The sequence below is a fragment of the Pseudoalteromonas sp. R3 genome (assembly GCF_004014715.1).
Classification (GTDB): domain Bacteria; phylum Pseudomonadota; class Gammaproteobacteria; order Enterobacterales; family Alteromonadaceae; genus Pseudoalteromonas.
In genome coordinates this window covers 3226096-3242290 of sequence record NZ_CP034835.1, presented here as the reverse complement: position 1 = coordinate 3242290, position 16195 = coordinate 3226096, and the positions used below count along the sequence as shown (strand labels likewise).

The following is a 16195-nucleotide window of genomic DNA, read 5'->3' as shown; positions in this document are numbered from 1 at the left end:
ATAGAAAAGCTTTTGCGATTGGGCTATTTAGCCGGCAGGATAGTGCCTTCGACTGAGCCAAACCCAATGCGTGCAAAGCCATCGGCTTCACACCAGCCACGCATAATGACCTTGTCGCCGTCTTCTAAGAACTTACGCTCTTCACCATTATCCAGGGTGATGGTCTCTTTACCGCCACGAGAAAGCTCAAGCAGTGAGCCTGCTTCTTCATGCTCTGGACCAGACTGAGTACCTGAACCCAGCATGTCGCCCGGCAGGAAGTTACAGCCGTTTACGGTGTGGTGAGTTACCATTTGTGCCACAGTCCAGTAGCTGTGCTTGAAGCTTGATTCTGACAGCTTGCTTGGTGCAGCATTGGCTTCGCGCATTTTCGCTGTTTCAAGCAGTACGTCCATCTGGATATCAAACGCGCCAGATTCACGGTTTTGTGCAGACTCCAGGTATTCCAGAGGCTGAGGATCTTGCTCATCACGGTGCCAGTTAGTGCGATACGGCGCCAGCGCTTCTGTGGTGACAATCCACGGTGATACGGTCGAGGCAAAGTTTTTCGCCAGGAACGGGCCTAACGGCTGATATTCCCAAGCCTGAAGGTCACGGGCAGACCAGTCGTTGAACAGACAGAAACCAAACACATGACTTTCGGCATCTTCAATCGAAATAGAGTCACCCAGCTCGTTGCCTTTACCCAGGTAGATACCCAGCTCCAGTTCGTAGTCCAGGCGCTTACAAGGACCGAAAGACGGTGTATCTGCATCTGGTGCTTTAGTCTGACCTTTAGGACGTGGGAAGTTTTGACCTGACACGTCAATCGATGAAGCACGGCCGTGGTAACCGATTGGTACCCACTTATAGTTAGGCAGCAAAGGGTTGTCCGGACGGAACAAGCTACCTACCGCTGTAGCATGGTAGATTGAGGTGTAGAAATCGGTGTAATCGCCAATGTGACACGGCAATGCATATTCAACGTCAGATTGAGCAACTAATGCCGCTTCCAATGCGCCCTGGTGCTCAGAGCCTTCACGAAGAGCACGAGATAATGCCAGACGCAGGGCAGACCAATAATTTTGACCCATACCCATAAATTCATTCAGTTTAGGCGCGTTGGCCGCTTCTACTGCGTCCTGTGCTTCACCACTGAAGATGCCTGCCGCAGCAACCACTGCCAAATCCAGTACCTGGTCGCCAATGGCAACACCACCACGGAACTCTTCGGCACTGTCTTTACGACGGAATGAGGCAAAAGGCAGGTTTTGAATTGGGAAGTCGCTGCCAGCCTGGTTGGCGCTGGCAACCCAGCTCTTCAGATTAATATCATGCGTTTCGTTGATAAAAGACATGGTCTTTCCTTTTTGCAAGTTTGAGGCTGTTCTCAGATGTGGTGATAGTGTTCTGATTTTTCAATGCAACACCTGAGTCTCAGACAAATTAAAACGGCAAAAGCAGCCACAAGGCTTCGCCCCAAGCTGCTTTTAATTTTCTACTCTCAAAGGAGAATTAGATCACGCCGCGGCGTTCCTGATCACGCTCGATAGACTCGAACAGCGCCTGGAAGTTACCTTCACCGAATCCACCGTCGTCAACACGTTGGATCATCTCGATAAAGATAGGACCAAACAGGTTCTTAGTGAAGATCTGCAGCAGGTAGCAATCTTCGCTCTGGCTGTCTACCAGGATTTGATGCTCTTTGATCTTTTCACGGTCTTCTTTAACCCAAGGTACACGGTCAAAGATGGTGTCGTAGTAGTGATCAACAATGTCTAATGTTGCAATGTTAGTCTGGTCAAGTTTATCCAGTGACGCAACCAGGTCGTTGGTCAAAAATGCCAGGTGCTGTACGCCCGGGCCATTGTACTCGTCCAGGTACTCGTCGATCTGGTTGTTGTTGTCGTCTTTACCTTCATTGATTGGAATGGAGAAGGTGCCGCACGGAGATTTCAGTGCGTATGACAACAGCGCCGTCTTCTGACCTTTGATGTCGAAGTAGCGAACTTCAGTAAAGCCGAATACATCTTTATAGAAGTTTGCCCATGTTTCCATGGTGCCTTTGTACACGTTGTTAGTCAGGTGGTCGATACGCAGGAAGCCTTTGTCTTCAACAACCACTTGCTCTTCCAAATCAACAAAGTCTTGCTCGAAGATAGAACCTTTATCACCGAATACGTCGATGAAGTAGATCAGGCTGTCACCGATGCCGTAGATAGCAGGGTAAGGCAAGTCTTTGTGGGTTGAATCAGTTGCTGGTTTTGCACCGCGCTCAACAGCGGTTTCAAACGCTTTTTGTGCGTCTTCTACACGCCAGCCCATAGAGCAGATAGCCGGACCGTGGCTCTTAGCGAACTCAGCAGAGAAACCACCACGCTCTTTATTCAGCAGGAAGTGAATGTCGTGCTGGTTGTAGTATAGGATGTCTTTGTCTTTAAACTTTTTCAGTTTAGAAAAACCAAAATCGGCAAAAATCTTTTCCATGTAGTCCGCATCTGGTGTTGCGTACTCGGTAAACTCAATGCCAACTAGGCCTAGAGGATTTGTTACTTCACTCATTGTCATACTCCCGCTTAAAAGCACTGGATCGCTATTTGTTTTGTGCTGTGGATGATTAATCAAAATGCTCAAAAGGGGAAGCTATCGGCATGAATTAGCAAGCGGGGAAAATGTAAATTCTGTCGTACAAATTGTCCGGGTTATACGGATTGCGTGAACAGGATAAATTTATCGATTAAAAGGCCTTATTTGTTCTTAAAAATGGATTGTATTACGAGTGGTTTTTCAGCGGGCTTTTATTTATCTATCTGAAAAATAAAGGTTTTAAAGTTTGGCGTTGACAGCGATATCACCTTGTTATTGATACAGAGACAGATACAGCAGAGGTAAAATCTCCCGTTGCTGTATTGATAAGTTTACAAATGAGGGCTGAAAACAGAAAAGCCGCACAAATTTAGTGCGGCTTTTACACGAGTTAGGAATTAGAAATTACTGTCTTTCGCCAGAGATCTCTAGCTCTTTCTCAAGATAGTGCTCTTGAGTATGTGGTTCATCAGTCGTTCCTTCCGCACCATGCATCCAGTCAACCAGCTTGTTACTAAGCAGATACATCGCCAGTGCAGACAATAGTGCAGTTGCACCCAGACCAATGAAGATACTCATCGCGTTATTCATTGCTTCCTGGCCTTCGCCGATGAAGGAACCAACAAAGCCCGCGATTTTGTTCGCAACCGCTGTACACAGGAACCACAGACCCATTAGCAGAGATGCCAAACGCAGTGGAGCCAGCTTGCTCACCATAGACAGACCAATTGGCGACAGACATAGCTCGCCCAGTGTGTGGAACAGATAGAAAAGCACCAACCACATCATGCTGATTTGCAGGTTGCCTGCATCACTGCCTTCAGTGATCAGCGCCATCATCATGGTCAAAAAGCCCAGCGCCAGAAATACTAACGCGATAGCAAACTTAACCGGAGAGTTTGGCTCACGCTTGTCCAGTTTAAGCCAGATCATGGCCACCAGTGGTGCGAAGATAATAATAAAGATAGAGTTCAAAGACTGGAACCATGACGCTGGGATTTCAAAACCCATCAGCATACGGTCGGTATAGTCAGCAGCAAACAGGTTCATCAGACCACCGGCCTGCTCAAAGCCCATCCAAAAGATAATGCTGAACACACTCATAGTGAAGATAACGCGAATACGGTCTTTTTCCTGACTTGTCAGTGGCTCTTTGGTGTTGCTGGCAGATTGCTGCTGAGACAGCTTGGCTGCTGGCACTACGCCGATGTCGCCCAGATATTTCTGGCTCAGTAGGAGTTGCATGACAACAGAGATCACCATACCAATACCGGCAGCGATGAAACCGGCTTGCCAGTTAATTTGTGCTGCAACATAACCGGCGATAAGTGGGCCCAGTGCGCCACCTAAGTTAATACCCATGTAGAAAATAGTGAAAGCACCGTCACGACGTTTATCACCTTCCTGGTACAGGTCGCCAACCATGGTAGAGATGTTTGGCTTGAACAGACCGTTACCGGCACATAATAATGCCAGACCCACATAGAAGACTTGTTCTTCCATGCCGGCAACCAGACCATGCGGAATACCCATAGTAAAGTGACCAGCGGCCATCAGGATACCACCAATGATAATGGCTTTACGCTGACCCAGTACGTTATCGGCTAACCAACCACCGATCAAAGGTGTCAGGTATACCGCCATGGTAAAGGTACCATAAAGGCTCAGTGCATCGGCGTTGGTCCAGCCGAAGCCGCCATTTTGTACCTGAGCAACCAAATATAAAACGAGTATTGCACGCATTCCGTAGTAGCCAAAGCGCTCCCACATTTCCGTGCCGAAGAGTAAGAACAGGCCTTTTGGATGACCCAGAAACTCACCGCGATTAGGTAATGAATTCATATTATTCCCATTTCAATCAAATGTGTTGTTTTGGCCTTAATATTATCGATGTCGAACGTACTGAAGATGACAGTCATATCAAACATACTTTGAACGGGTGGCCAGTCCCCAAATGATTTCCAAGTTAGGTCAGTGTTGACTAACTATTCATTAAAAGTGCGTCAGTATACCTAGTGGGATGGCGATGGGGAAGCCTTACCAGCTGGGTTAGACGCTTTTGTATACAAAAAAACCAGCCTGCCTGGCTGGTTTTTGCGCATCTAGAGCGATTGTTTCGGTTATCGACAGAAATTGTCGACAAAGGTCAGGTCGTTAATATGCTCAGGACCTTCCATCACTAAAGTTGCAACGGCTGTGTTTGGGTTCATTTGCCAGATTTGCGCGTTGCTGCCTGCTTCGCGACCAGAGACATACAGTTTGCCGTCAGCAGTAATGGCCAGACCGGAAGCCCAGTTAACACCGTGCTCACCAATTTTAGTCAGTTCCATATTACCTTCATCCAGCGTATACAGTGCCTTACCTGTCAACACGTAAAGGATGTTGCCATCTGCTGAGTACGCAATGTCACCATGACTGAAATCATCGCCCGGGTACGACAATTTACCCAGTACGGTTTTTTCACCACTGTTCATGTCAAAGTCGTACATGTAGGTTTTACTGGTGCTGCGTAAAGACACGCCATCTGGTGTAACAGCTGAGCGATACAAAGGCCATGAAGTTGCATTCGCCACGCTATATTGCTGGTTGCCATTGAGATCCAGCGCCCACAAGGTCGAAGCTTTAGATTTGCTGTCAGTCTGCTCCATGAAATAAAGCACACCGTCTTTGCTTGCGATGTTAGATGCGGTGTGTGTTACACCAGATACTGTGCTGTACTGACCAGCGTCAACATTAAAGTGATACACGTAACCACTTTGCGCGGAGCCATAGTTATTTATGCCAAATAAGCCTGTGATGCAATCAGCTGTTACCGAGACGTTGTCCAGTAGCGCACCGTATGAGTCTGAGTTACCAGCACCAACGAATTTCAAAGTACTTGCGTCGCTATTTGCCGTTACTGTGATGGTGTAGTGTTGCCAGCCTCGTTGCGTACCATTTAGTTCAGCGATGACCTGGTCGTCCCAATATACGGTTGCTTTGTTGGTGGTGCTGTTGTTATTAACACGTGGTGAATAGTAAAAGCTCACGACATACTGTTTGCCAGCTTCCGTAGCGATACTTTGGTATGCGCTGTAGTTACGGGTAGAATCCAGTTCAAGATATTGCTCACCATCTTGTGCCTGGATAAGGCCAAGGCGGTTAGTCTGAATTTCAAACTTAGCGGAGCTGCGGCTCCAGCCGGGCAAAGTTCTGAACAGACTCCAGGAGCCATTAACAGCATCAGACTGTTCAAAAGAGCCATTAGTGATCAGGTTTTCACTGGCGTTTGCAGCAAAGCTGCTGATTAGGGCGGCACTCAGGCCAAGCGCAAGAACTGATAATTTCATAGACATACTCCAGGGCTAAATTCTATTTGTGTAAATAAAATGTTATCCCTAATCAATTTTAACTAATCCCATTTTCTTACTTTTGTGCGGTTTGGTCAATTAGAAATCAAAAAATGACTGTTAGTTCCGATTTATGCCTCAGTATTACAATATAAAATTGGTACCAAAGGATTAACTATCATTGCCTCTGTACCTAATACTTTTACATGTCATCTGGACAGTCACAGTTCGCATTTTGCACTGTTTTGCATTTTGCGACGCCTGTCCCGGCCATTTCGCTTAATAAAATTGAACACTGCGAAATGACACCGTTTTTAAGTCATTCACAGATGATCAGAGCAAGGAGCATGCCTACACAGGCCTGGTGCTGCTAAACAGATGCATGAGCGCTGTTAATCCTTGCCGCGATTAAGCCAGCGCTCCGTTAGCCAGCCCGGTTTTTGGCCCCGGTTTAGTGCTGCCAGAACCGTGATGGCGCGCTCCGGCGTGATCCGTTGTGTGGCAATATCCTGATAAACCTGTTGAGCGGTTTTCTTTCTTTTGACCGCAGCGCCGGCGTCGAGAAACGACTCAACCACTTGCAGCACAAAGCGTGTAACACCTGAGAGGCTCTCAGGTCCGGCAGCTTGTCCATCACTGGCGCTTTGTTGGGTAAGTCGCTCTGCCAGATGGCTGAGTTCGGCCTGGGCAAATTCGCTTTGTGCTTGAGGGAGTTTGCTGAAGGTTTGTAGCATCTGCGAAAAATAGTCGCGCTCGATACGATTGACCTTATCAAGTTGTGTTAACTTATTAAGGTCACGACGAAACTGAGCATGACTGATCTGTGGTTCCAGTAGGCGCTCACAGCTGGCATGCAAAGCATGCCAGTGCTGCCAGGCATAAACATAGTTTAATCCCGGCCCCTTGATGTTTTGCATGCCCACAATTAACTGATGTTGTCCGGCCAGCCCCAGACGAGCGATCCGATTGGTGAGCTCATCCGCGGTAATATGCGGATTGTCTAGTAAGAGTAATTTGCTGTGCAAGATACTACTCAGAACTCGGTTCAGTTGCTTGCGGTTTGCTGCCAGGTCTTCCAATGTTCTGAGGGAGTGTGCCAATTGCCAATTCTGAACCCGCAGCCGGACAATGCCTTGCTGGGCTTTATCATCAATATGTTCAGTGAGTGCCGTCGCCAGCAGGTTGTCATCAAACAAGTGAGCAGTATCCAGTATGGGAGTTTCAAACAGGCTGTTTAACTGTTGAATAAAGTGCTCCGGGCTTTCTCCACATTTCCATTGTGCCAGCAGGCGTACCAGATCTTGCTTGTCATTATTGTCAATCAGTCGATTTACCCGGGTATCCAGTGCCTGATCCAGATATGCCTCGAAGCCATCGACATTACTCCCGATCACCACAATATGGTCGAAACTGAGGTCCTCCACCAGGATCTGTGCAAATACTTTTGACCGTGCAACCCGGTCATTACGGTTGTTCAGCAGCGCAATGGTTTGTGTCTCAGGCTTGTCGTTCAGATCAAATAAGCCAAGACGGCGCCAGTTCTCCAGAGTTGCCAGACGCTCATTGGCTGACATACTATTGACGAAAGATTGAGTCAGGTGATCGACCGGTGCAGCGGTAAAATGCTGTAATACGCCAACATCCGGTACAATACGCTCGGCGGTCTCTTTATAAACGTAATCTTTGTCAATGCCGATGTACTGGGCCATTTTACATACCAAAGCAATGTTGTCCGGGTGCTCTTCATATGGGTACAGGGCACGGATGTCGGGCGTGATTTGAAAGCCATCACCCCAGTGCAATTGGATCAGGGTGGATTGCTTGTGGTCCGCTGCCCGATTCAGAATCGGGGCCATGGTTTGTTCGGCGGTAAAAATCTGGGTGTTGCTTCCAATAAAGGCGGCCATTTCCCGTGCAACATCAACACCGCTCGGGCCAAGGATATCCTCATGATCCGGGTAAGTGTTGGTGATGGTGGTGAAGTTATCGCGCATCCAGCGACGCAGGATCCGCACATATCTGGGTGTCAGGCCCATGCATTCCCATAAAAAGACATCTGCGCGCACCGAGCGGGCAAAATCCAGTACATCACTTTGCTCCCAGATACTGGCTTTATCGAAGGGTCTGAACAGCGGCAATTCATACTGCTCCCCTGAGCTGCGAGCGAAAATCATCATGGCCTCACACCCGGTTGTTTTAGTGACCACGCGCAGTGCCAGGCTACTGAACAATGCCGCTTTGAGTCGCTCGGTACCCGACTTTCCTCGAGTGCCCCAGCCCCAATTGTGACGGGGATCTTGGCTCGGTTGCTGCGAATTTTGCGATTTAGCCGAATATGACGCAACCAGAAATAAGCGATAAAGGTCGACACAAAAAATACCAGCTGACCTATGCTGTTTTGATAAATTGAATACAGGTATTCTTTAAAACTGTAGCCCAGATTAACCAGTACCCCAGGTACGCCTGCCCGAGCAAACAATTTTGCAATACCCGGCTCAACCGAAAAGGTGCAGCCAAGTTCGCTGCCATAAGGTTTAAACTCCAGACCAAAGCCCAGTTTGCGCAGTTGTGCAATATAATTTTGCTGCTCCAGCGCATTGCCCTTGCGCAGGCCATCGATTTCAGCGTAGTTGACTGACAAGTGCCAGTAAGCCCGAACCCGCTGCCACAGGCGCTTTGGCGGTGTCACCACCAAAATACCATCGGGAGTGTAGTTTTTACCACTGGTCTTGAGTTGATCCTGACTGAGTACCGACAATAAATAGTCAGGCAGGGGTAAATGTGGCCGTGCGCTGGCTTCTTTGAGGTGGTAAAGCGCTTCACCCGGGACATTTGTGGCACTGATCTCTGCTGTGGTACAACTGGGCACATGAAGTTGTGCAGAGGGGATTTTGGCCCGGGTATGGCTAAAGCTCTGACGTTTATCTGTACTGGGTGTAAAAAACTCATGCCAGACTCGCCAGAAGCGCCGGCGGCGTTTGTAATCTATCTGGATCCGCCAGCCTTGCTTTTCACGATAGGCGTTAAAGCTTTGCTCGTGCTGAGCCAGCATGCTGAGCGCTCGTCCCAGTGTATCCTGATCGATATCGCCGGGCAGGTATACAGTTTCTTGCTCAGCCAGTGCCTGGGCAAGTTGTGCGTGCAGACTTTGATGCGTGAAGCTGATTAGCTGCTCCCTGGTACGTGCAATATAGCGTCTGACTGCCAGGTTGGGGTCACGCTCCAGCGCCTGATTTAATACACCCAGATAACGTTGCATTAAAACTGTGTCTTGATTGCTTGAGGTATCGTCCAGTGTTACTTCAACGGCCTCATTTAGCATGAGTCTGGGGCTTTGCTCCAACAACATACGCTTAACTTCCAGACATTCTTCGCCAAGAAGATGGGAGCGCCATAATTCAAACGCATACCCGTCAGCAGCAAAACGAGCAGCGGTAAGCTGCTTAACCAGGGTGAAACGTACGGAGTCGACTACTTCCTTTTCGAAGCGTTGTTCCAGTAATTCTCTAGCCAACTTGTCAGGCAGGTTGCGCAATTGCTCAATACACACCTGGCGTACACGCGCAAACGGGTGTTGTGTCAGTTCACGCAGTAGTGGAATATCCCGTTCTGCCAGTGGATACTTATTGGCCAGAATTCGAGGCATTGCAGCCACAATGAACAGCTGATCATTATGCTTATGCAAAGAGGTATTATCACCAAGCGTTGTCTCTACATAGGCCCACATATAACTGCGTACAAAGGTCGGGCGCTGGTGGATCAGAATTTCAAGAATATCGATAATGGCCTGATAAGGGGTATTTTCTGCATCCAGTAGCTCTATGAGTTCGGCAACCAGTTCGCTGTCTAAGTCCGGATCGGCTTTAAATTCATTGATCACGGAAACCTGATTGACCAGAGCGCGGATCATGCCATGACGGACGTGGGCGTTGTTACTGGTGGCCATTAAGCGCAGGAAAAAAGGCTGTAAATCCAACTTTTTCCAGGCCTGTTCCAGCTCATTATCTGACATACGCAGATAGCGGTTGGTTAGGGCACCGAGTTTGGCAATAAAAAAGCGCAGATCTTGCTCCAGATCGGCAACCAGTGTTTGATAGCGGCCAATGACCGCACCTTCATCAAACCAGCGAGTAAACGCTTGCTTGTCCTGTTGCAGCTGGGTGCCAGAAGCCCCCAACGTTTCTGCATACTTGAGGATATGTAGCTGTTTCTCGGTAGCCAGCTCGGCTTTGCTGAGCCGTTCTACAAACGACTGATAATCTGCATCATGCCCTTCCAGCTGCTCATGAAGCCGCTCAATTTTATGGCGCAAAAACGCAATGCTTTGCAGCAGCTGCCAATAGTTTAGCTGCTCGTCTTTTGGCTGATCTTGTAATAGCTCCCAACCGGCTAGCTCCTCAATCAGCTGCTGGTACTTATGACGGTGCAGATTCAACCAGAACTGTTCTGTATCGGCAAATAAGATTGCCTGAAGCTGGGTTTTTAATTGGTTATCTGCCATACAAATCCTGCTCTAAAAAATGCGTCAATTGCAGCGATTCAAAGATAATCTCATCATGCGCAAACGGGTCAAAGCCGCTGCGCTGCAAATTGCCCAGTGTGACCTCAAAACGAATGCTATGGTTATTTCGGAACCAATCCTGTGTCCAGTTCAGACTGATCCAGCCGCCAGTGTTTTCGCTAAAGTCGAACAGCGTTTGCCAGCCCAGTGTAGTCAGATACTGCCAGGTCGCATTGGGGCGGTGATCATCGGCAAACACATAGCCACTGCTCAGGCCGACAGAAAAAATATGACCCCGATAATATTGTTGCCAGACACCACTTAGTGAAGCTACATCGAGTGAGGTCCAGTCTTCATTGGAAGTCGTGGTAATTTCGGCGCTGAGCTGACTGTCTACGCGACTCTGATGGCGGATACGGTAACCGCCACGCCAGCCATGGCTGTGGTTATGACGGTAAAAATTGAACATGGCATTGCTAATGGTTTCATCCGCCAGATACTCGTCTTTTTCAATACTGGTGTAGTAATAAAATGGTTGCCACCACCATTGGTGGCGCCAGTGCTGATCCTCTCGCCAAATCTCTCCAATGGTCATGGCCCACTGGCTGGTCAGGTGTGTTTCCCGGCTTTGTGGCGACTCTTGCCAGCGGTTGTTCCACAACGCTTTGGCGAACCAGTCATCTTCATCATCAAGCCAGTCATACTGGCCATTGATACTGAATGACGGTTCACTGGTGTTATTCAGGCGGAAGAAGCTCTCCAGCCGATACCAGTGTTGCTTGTGTCGGTTACGCAACCGTATGCCCAGGTCCAGCGTGTGTTCAGACCCCAACGGCTCACTACTTTGATAGATGCCATCCCGATTGTATTGCATGACGCCTTCAACATGGGTGAGGTTGCCATCGCTCTGCATAATGGGTTCACGGTAATGAGTTTTTGTTGGGGTATACACCAGTGTGGGCTGGCGCACTCTGTGTGGTTGTACGGGCGGGGCTACGGCCAGTTTATGGCGATTGGGATCAAGTTGCCAACGGTAGAGTCTGGCCAGACTCGACGTTTGCGGTGCAAGGGTCAGTAGTCCGGCTGGATAAAAGCCTGATTGCTCCCGACGGGTATCCTGCTCGACATATTCCAGCTTCAGGATGGCGTCTTTACTCAGTTTCGCGGTGATCGGGTTGCGTTCATTGCCATAGTAAAAGAGTTGCTCAGCACCCAAGTCGATAGTTTGCCAGCGGCCTTGTTGATAGGCCTCTACCTCAACACTCAGCAACTGTGCGGCAAACGGGTTGAGCCAACGCAATACCAGTCTCCCGCTGGCTAAATCTGCACGCGTTAATCCGAGCTCACTTCGGTTGCTATCAAGACGCCAGTGCACGTTGCCATCGGCACGCTCAACACTCAGTTGCGGTCGCTGATGTTGTTGCAATAACTCCGCATTGGCGAAGTGTAAGACCAGCCTGATTTGCAATGACTGTAATTCTCTCAGATCCAGTGCAAGGCTATGGTTAGGACGTAAGATCAGTCCTGGTAACGCGTCATCGCGACTGGTATGACGGCTAAACTGCTCTGCGACACTGCGTGTAGACAGCGCAGATAAATCGACCAGTTGGGTACCCGCATAGTTTTGATAAGCTTCGAATGCTTGCCAGTGACCAAAGCTCTGGATACGGTTATACAGAATGCCCAGAGCCGGGTTTGGCGGGGATTGCATCAGCCTTGCGGACAGGGCGGTATATTCATGTTCACTGAGAGTGTGTTGCTCAAGACGATAAAGTGCATTGAGTAACAGGGTGCGTTGCAAAGCACCAGACTGTGCACTTTCGAGCGGTGTTTGATAGAGCAGCGACATAAAGTCGTCCTGCCATAAAGTCCCCTTTAGATCCTGGCCTGACGTGACAGCATGCGCAGGCGGTAAAGCATCAAACTGTAGCAGTATTAGTTGGTCGCTACTAAAGGTCAGTTGCTCTGCTGGTTGAAGCGAAAAATAGCCGGTACTGGCTATGGATAAGCGTGGCTGATCTTGCTCGTCAATACGCAGCGTGGTGGTCGCAGGCACGTCGTTAAATATCGGCATAATGTCACTTTGTGCAGAGCGATGTGCACGCAGCCAGACTATCTCACCTTGTTGTGTCTCTGCTGCCTTTGCCCTGGCACTGACTTTGAGCAGCATAGGGCGATGGGCGGTGACAGTAATACTTTGATTGACGATTGGGTACGCCGAGGTATTGCTTGTTTCACTGAGCAGTGTACTGACACCATGATGATGTAGTGAATAGTCAACAGCTGGTGGATGGCTGGCAGGCACAGTATAGCCAAGTTGCTGACGGACAGGGCGCAAGGCATCATTGTCTTTACGCGTGTCATGGCCTAACCACAGAGCATAAAGGTTTTGTTGTAATTCGACAAAACTGGTGCGCAGTGCTTCTTCGCAGGCTGGTAACCTTGTGTGCCACATACTGCACAACCCCTGAATGTTATGAATCGAGCGAGTACGCTGGTAGTGATCCAATAGTTGCTGAGCAGCATAGTGTTGTAACTGAGGGTAAGCGTGGCTTAACAGAGCGCCCAAGTAACGCTCAACCGTATTATGCTCTCCAGCTCAGAAAAAGCGGCAAGGCGCAGCTGCCAAGCTCTGATCACGACTTCCTGATGCGGGCTGTCTATCAGTGACTTCAATAAAGGTAAAGCCTGCAAAGGGTCTTGTTTTACCATCATTTCTGCTTCGCCGAGGCGATAGTGCCAATGGCTGGTACTGAGGCTGTTTTTAGTGCTCTCGTGTTGCGGTTGAGTCAGCTCAAACCGAGACAAACCTTGCTGATAGGAATGGGCAAGTCTTTGTAACTGTTGCTCCAGGCGGTAGGCAATTGCCGGGCTTTTATCTCTGAGCAGCCCCGGGCGTTGATATAACACTGCATTGTTTGGCAAAGATTGTAACTCTCTGACACGTAAAGCCAGGTCCACTTTAATGGGATCGCTGACAGTGACGCTGAGTTGCTGTGCGTCCAGTGGCAGAGGCAGCTCCAGCATTGCAAAATGTTTAGATGGCAAGAGATCTATGGTGTGCCGATAACTGTCTATTTCCACTATCAGTTGGGTAGCGCTGGTTGTGCGTGCATATAGCCTGAGTGTTGGGGACAGGCGTTGCTGATCAATCAGCTCAAACTGGACCGGACCCGAGATGGCGTGATAGTGCAGTAACTGACGCTGCTGGGTTGCATAAAGGCGGTCGGTTGCAAGGCGATAAGCCTGCGTCACCGTTTGCTCGCTAACGTGAGTGGTAAATGGGTGTTCTGCGCGTTTTGGTTGCAAAAAACGCACTGTGCCTACCGTATCTTGTAACTCAGACAATCGCTGACGTCCTAGTGCACTGCTTCGTGCCAGATCCGCCGAGTGTAAAGCCGAAATAGTGTGGTGCTGGTAGAGCTGCTCCAGGTGCCACTGCAAGTTATCTGTCCAGTATGGGTTAAACAGGGTTTCTGGCCAGGTTTGTGCGGCGTCGGTATCAAACAAACCACGCTCCATACGCACTAGGTTTAGCAGGATATTGCCCTGTGCCTCGAGCCGCAAATAACCCCCAGCCGGCACGGCGATGTAGTCACTACTAGCCAGGCCGATAACCTGGTCATCATTGAGTTTTACGTCATGGCCCAGACGATATTTGCGCAACTGAGGAGTAAATTCCTCGGCGGGGGTATCGCTCAGGCCTATCTGACTGATTAAAGCATCATTCAGTCGGGCAGAGACAATACCTGGCTGAGTCGGGTCGGGCAGAATACGCCGGGCGTTTAATCTGAGCTTAGTTGCCTCGGCAAAAAACAATTGAATACTCTGCCTGTCGTTTAAGCGGTAATGTGTCGTGTGGGTCTGCGCTTCATAGAGCTGCATTGCCGGTAGCGCCAGCTTGACAGGAATGCGAAACGGATCCCGGTGTTGATGAAATAGCCCTTGCCAGGCTGAGAATTGCTGGACCTTTTCATTTGGATTGTAAAAGCGGATCAGGCGCGTAGTAGCTGCGGCTGGTAACTGACATTGTTTTTGTTCGCAGTGGAGGTCAGCCCGCGTAACGCGCTTCATGACGTGAGGAGATTGTCCTTGCCACATTTGAATGACGTCTGTTTCGCTCTGCATGCTGAGCCAGCGTCCAGCCGGAAGCAGGATAAAACGGGATTGTTTGGCACCCAGGTTGATGTCTGCGGCATTACGATGCAGCTGCAGTGTGTCGGGCTCGAACCAGTCCGGAGCACGATGCAGTGCCGCGGGCTGTGCCAGCGCAGGCAGCAGAACGCTTGTCAGAAGCAAAACAATCAAATAAGGCATAGAGCAAACTGTTCCAGTGTATGAGGGTTTGATACCAGTCGCTCTCGCATTGGGCGACTGATCTCAATATGAATAAAGAACCCCGCAGGCAAGCCGAGGCGATGCATTACATTGCGTGTACCACCCAGCTCAGATACCTGATGTGGATATTGATAGGTATGCTCGCTTACCTTTGACAGACATTGACCTAATTGTGCCAAAGCTGGGGTATTTTGTCTGCCCTGACTAATAATGAAATCTGCCAGGCGGCCATGTGCTGTGCGGCGCTTGTCCTGATTAAAGCCATGTATTTGATACAAATGACTGGCAGGATAGCGTCGAGCGAAAGCCTGCGCTGCGGCGGCATGCAAGCCACTGGGACGGTGTGAATAGTCCATACTGTACAGATCAGGACTTGGCTCATTACGGTGCTCTGTATTGATAACCATGACCTGGCAGCGAGTATTGAACAGGGCCTTGCCTATTTTGCCGGTCAGTTGATCATGAAACTGATGAGGCACAGAGAGCATACAGGCGCTTCCCTTAGGGTGGAAATACAAATCTCCACCACCAAACTGATTAGAGCTGGCATGCAAAGTTATCAGCCCAGGCCTACTTCGCAATTGCCAGGGGGCAAGGCAACCGGCTGTGCAAACCAATTGTACAGCACTTGCCAGCTGGGGCTTTGCAGCTCGGGTGCCTCATTGGTGTGCCCCTTACCAGCTAGCAGCAGTAATGACAGGAAAAAAAGCGCTTTAATATTCATGTTGCCACCATTGCGGTTGAGGAGGAGGTGTCGCATATTCTTCCAGCAAAGCAAACCACAGGGTTTGCTCCGCCGACAGACTTAACTGATGTAACTGTTCAATGTCTGAGCCAACAGTCAGAGTGACTGAAGGGTATGCAGTTAGTTCCGGGTTTTTCGGGTGCAGTAAAAAAGCGGGTAAATCTTGCTCAGGAGCCAAAGCATAGCGCTTACGCGAAATGCTGTATTCATCGCTAAAGGCACGACTAAAACGCCCATCCAGTTGGGTACTCATCACGAGTGGATGCTCAGGACGATTGCCCCTGAAAAAGGGTTTTATGACTATCGCCATCGGTTTGTCTTTGGCACGATAATCCTGTATCAGGGTCTGCCCGGGTTGTAGCTGGAACAGACGTACTTTCCAGTAATCTCGAGGCGTTCCCTGATTGATAAAATACTGCGAAGACGTATTTGATAAATCAGGTAAGCTGCCCAGCTGCGTGATGTCCTGTTCGGTGTAGCGGATCCCATTATCACTGAGAGTAATTAATCTGGGAACCGGCGCAGAGGCGGGATCGCTTTGTTGTAGGCTGAGCTGAGCACGTTGCAGCTGCGCCAGACTTTCTAACGGCGCATACTGAAACGGGGCTGCTGGTTGCGGTGGCGCAAAGTATTTGGGCGGACTGTAGACAATTGCAGTATTTGATACCGGTAAGCGCACAAACAGGGCCTGAGACAGATAGCCGGTTTGTTTTTCCT

11 protein-coding genes are annotated in these 16195 nt (G+C 49.3%); all 11 read right to left on the bottom strand.

Annotated features, from left to right (window positions below):
• Positions 1-23: 23 nt before the first annotated feature.
• Positions 24-1337 (bottom strand): fumarylacetoacetase, encoded by a 1314-nt coding sequence (gene fahA, locus ELR70_RS19265; protein ID WP_054015331.1) that lies wholly within the window; start codon positions 1335-1337, stop codon positions 24-26.
• 157 nt (positions 1338-1494) lie between these two features.
• On the bottom strand, positions 1495-2541 hold the full coding sequence (gene hppD, locus ELR70_RS19260; RefSeq protein ID WP_054015330.1) for a 4-hydroxyphenylpyruvate dioxygenase: 1047 nt from the start codon (positions 2539-2541) through the stop codon (positions 1495-1497).
• Positions 2542-2970: 429 nt separating this feature from the next.
• Entirely contained in the window at positions 2971-4407 is a 1437-nt protein-coding gene (locus tag ELR70_RS19255) for a peptide MFS transporter (protein ID WP_054015329.1), read from the bottom strand.
• 278 nt (positions 4408-4685) lie between these two features.
• Complete coding sequence (locus ELR70_RS19250; protein ID WP_054015328.1) at positions 4686-5894, bottom strand: DUF642 domain-containing protein; 1209 nt, start codon at positions 5892-5894, stop codon at positions 4686-4688.
• Positions 5895-6286: 392 nt separating this feature from the next.
• The gene (locus ELR70_RS25520) at positions 6287-8071 is read right to left on the bottom strand and encodes a hypothetical protein (RefSeq protein WP_241566325.1); all 1785 of its coding nucleotides are present in this window, start codon (positions 8069-8071) and stop codon (positions 6287-6289) included.
• Positions 8068-10395, bottom strand: coding sequence for a hypothetical protein (locus ELR70_RS25515; protein ID WP_241566324.1), 2328 nt, complete (start codon positions 10393-10395; stop codon positions 8068-8070). Before ELR70_RS25515 ends, ELR70_RS25520 begins: the two co-directional genes overlap by 4 nt.
• Positions 10385-12964: a hypothetical protein gene (locus tag ELR70_RS19240; RefSeq protein ID WP_128064679.1), complete on the bottom strand. Its 2580-nt coding sequence runs from the start codon at positions 12962-12964 to the stop codon at positions 10385-10387. Before ELR70_RS19240 ends, ELR70_RS25515 begins: the two co-directional genes overlap by 11 nt.
• The gene (locus tag ELR70_RS19235; protein ID WP_128064678.1) at positions 12949-14712 is read right to left on the bottom strand and encodes a hypothetical protein; all 1764 of its coding nucleotides are present in this window, start codon (positions 14710-14712) and stop codon (positions 12949-12951) included. The genes ELR70_RS19240 and ELR70_RS19235 overlap by 16 nt, the downstream gene beginning before the upstream one ends.
• Positions 14700-15287, bottom strand: coding sequence for a hypothetical protein (locus ELR70_RS19230; RefSeq protein ID WP_128064677.1), 588 nt, complete (start codon positions 15285-15287; stop codon positions 14700-14702). Before ELR70_RS19230 ends, ELR70_RS19235 begins: the two co-directional genes overlap by 13 nt.
• A gap of 5 nt (positions 15288-15292) precedes the next feature.
• Entirely contained in the window at positions 15293-15457 is a 165-nt protein-coding gene (locus ELR70_RS24930; RefSeq protein ID WP_164881461.1) for a hypothetical protein, read from the bottom strand.
• Positions 15447-16157 carry a hypothetical protein gene (locus ELR70_RS19225; RefSeq protein ID WP_128064676.1) on the bottom strand — a complete coding sequence of 237 codons (711 nt, stop codon included), beginning with the start codon at positions 16155-16157 and terminating at the stop codon, positions 15447-15449. Before ELR70_RS19225 ends, ELR70_RS24930 begins: the two co-directional genes overlap by 11 nt.
• Between the last annotated feature and the right edge of the window lie 38 nt (positions 16158-16195).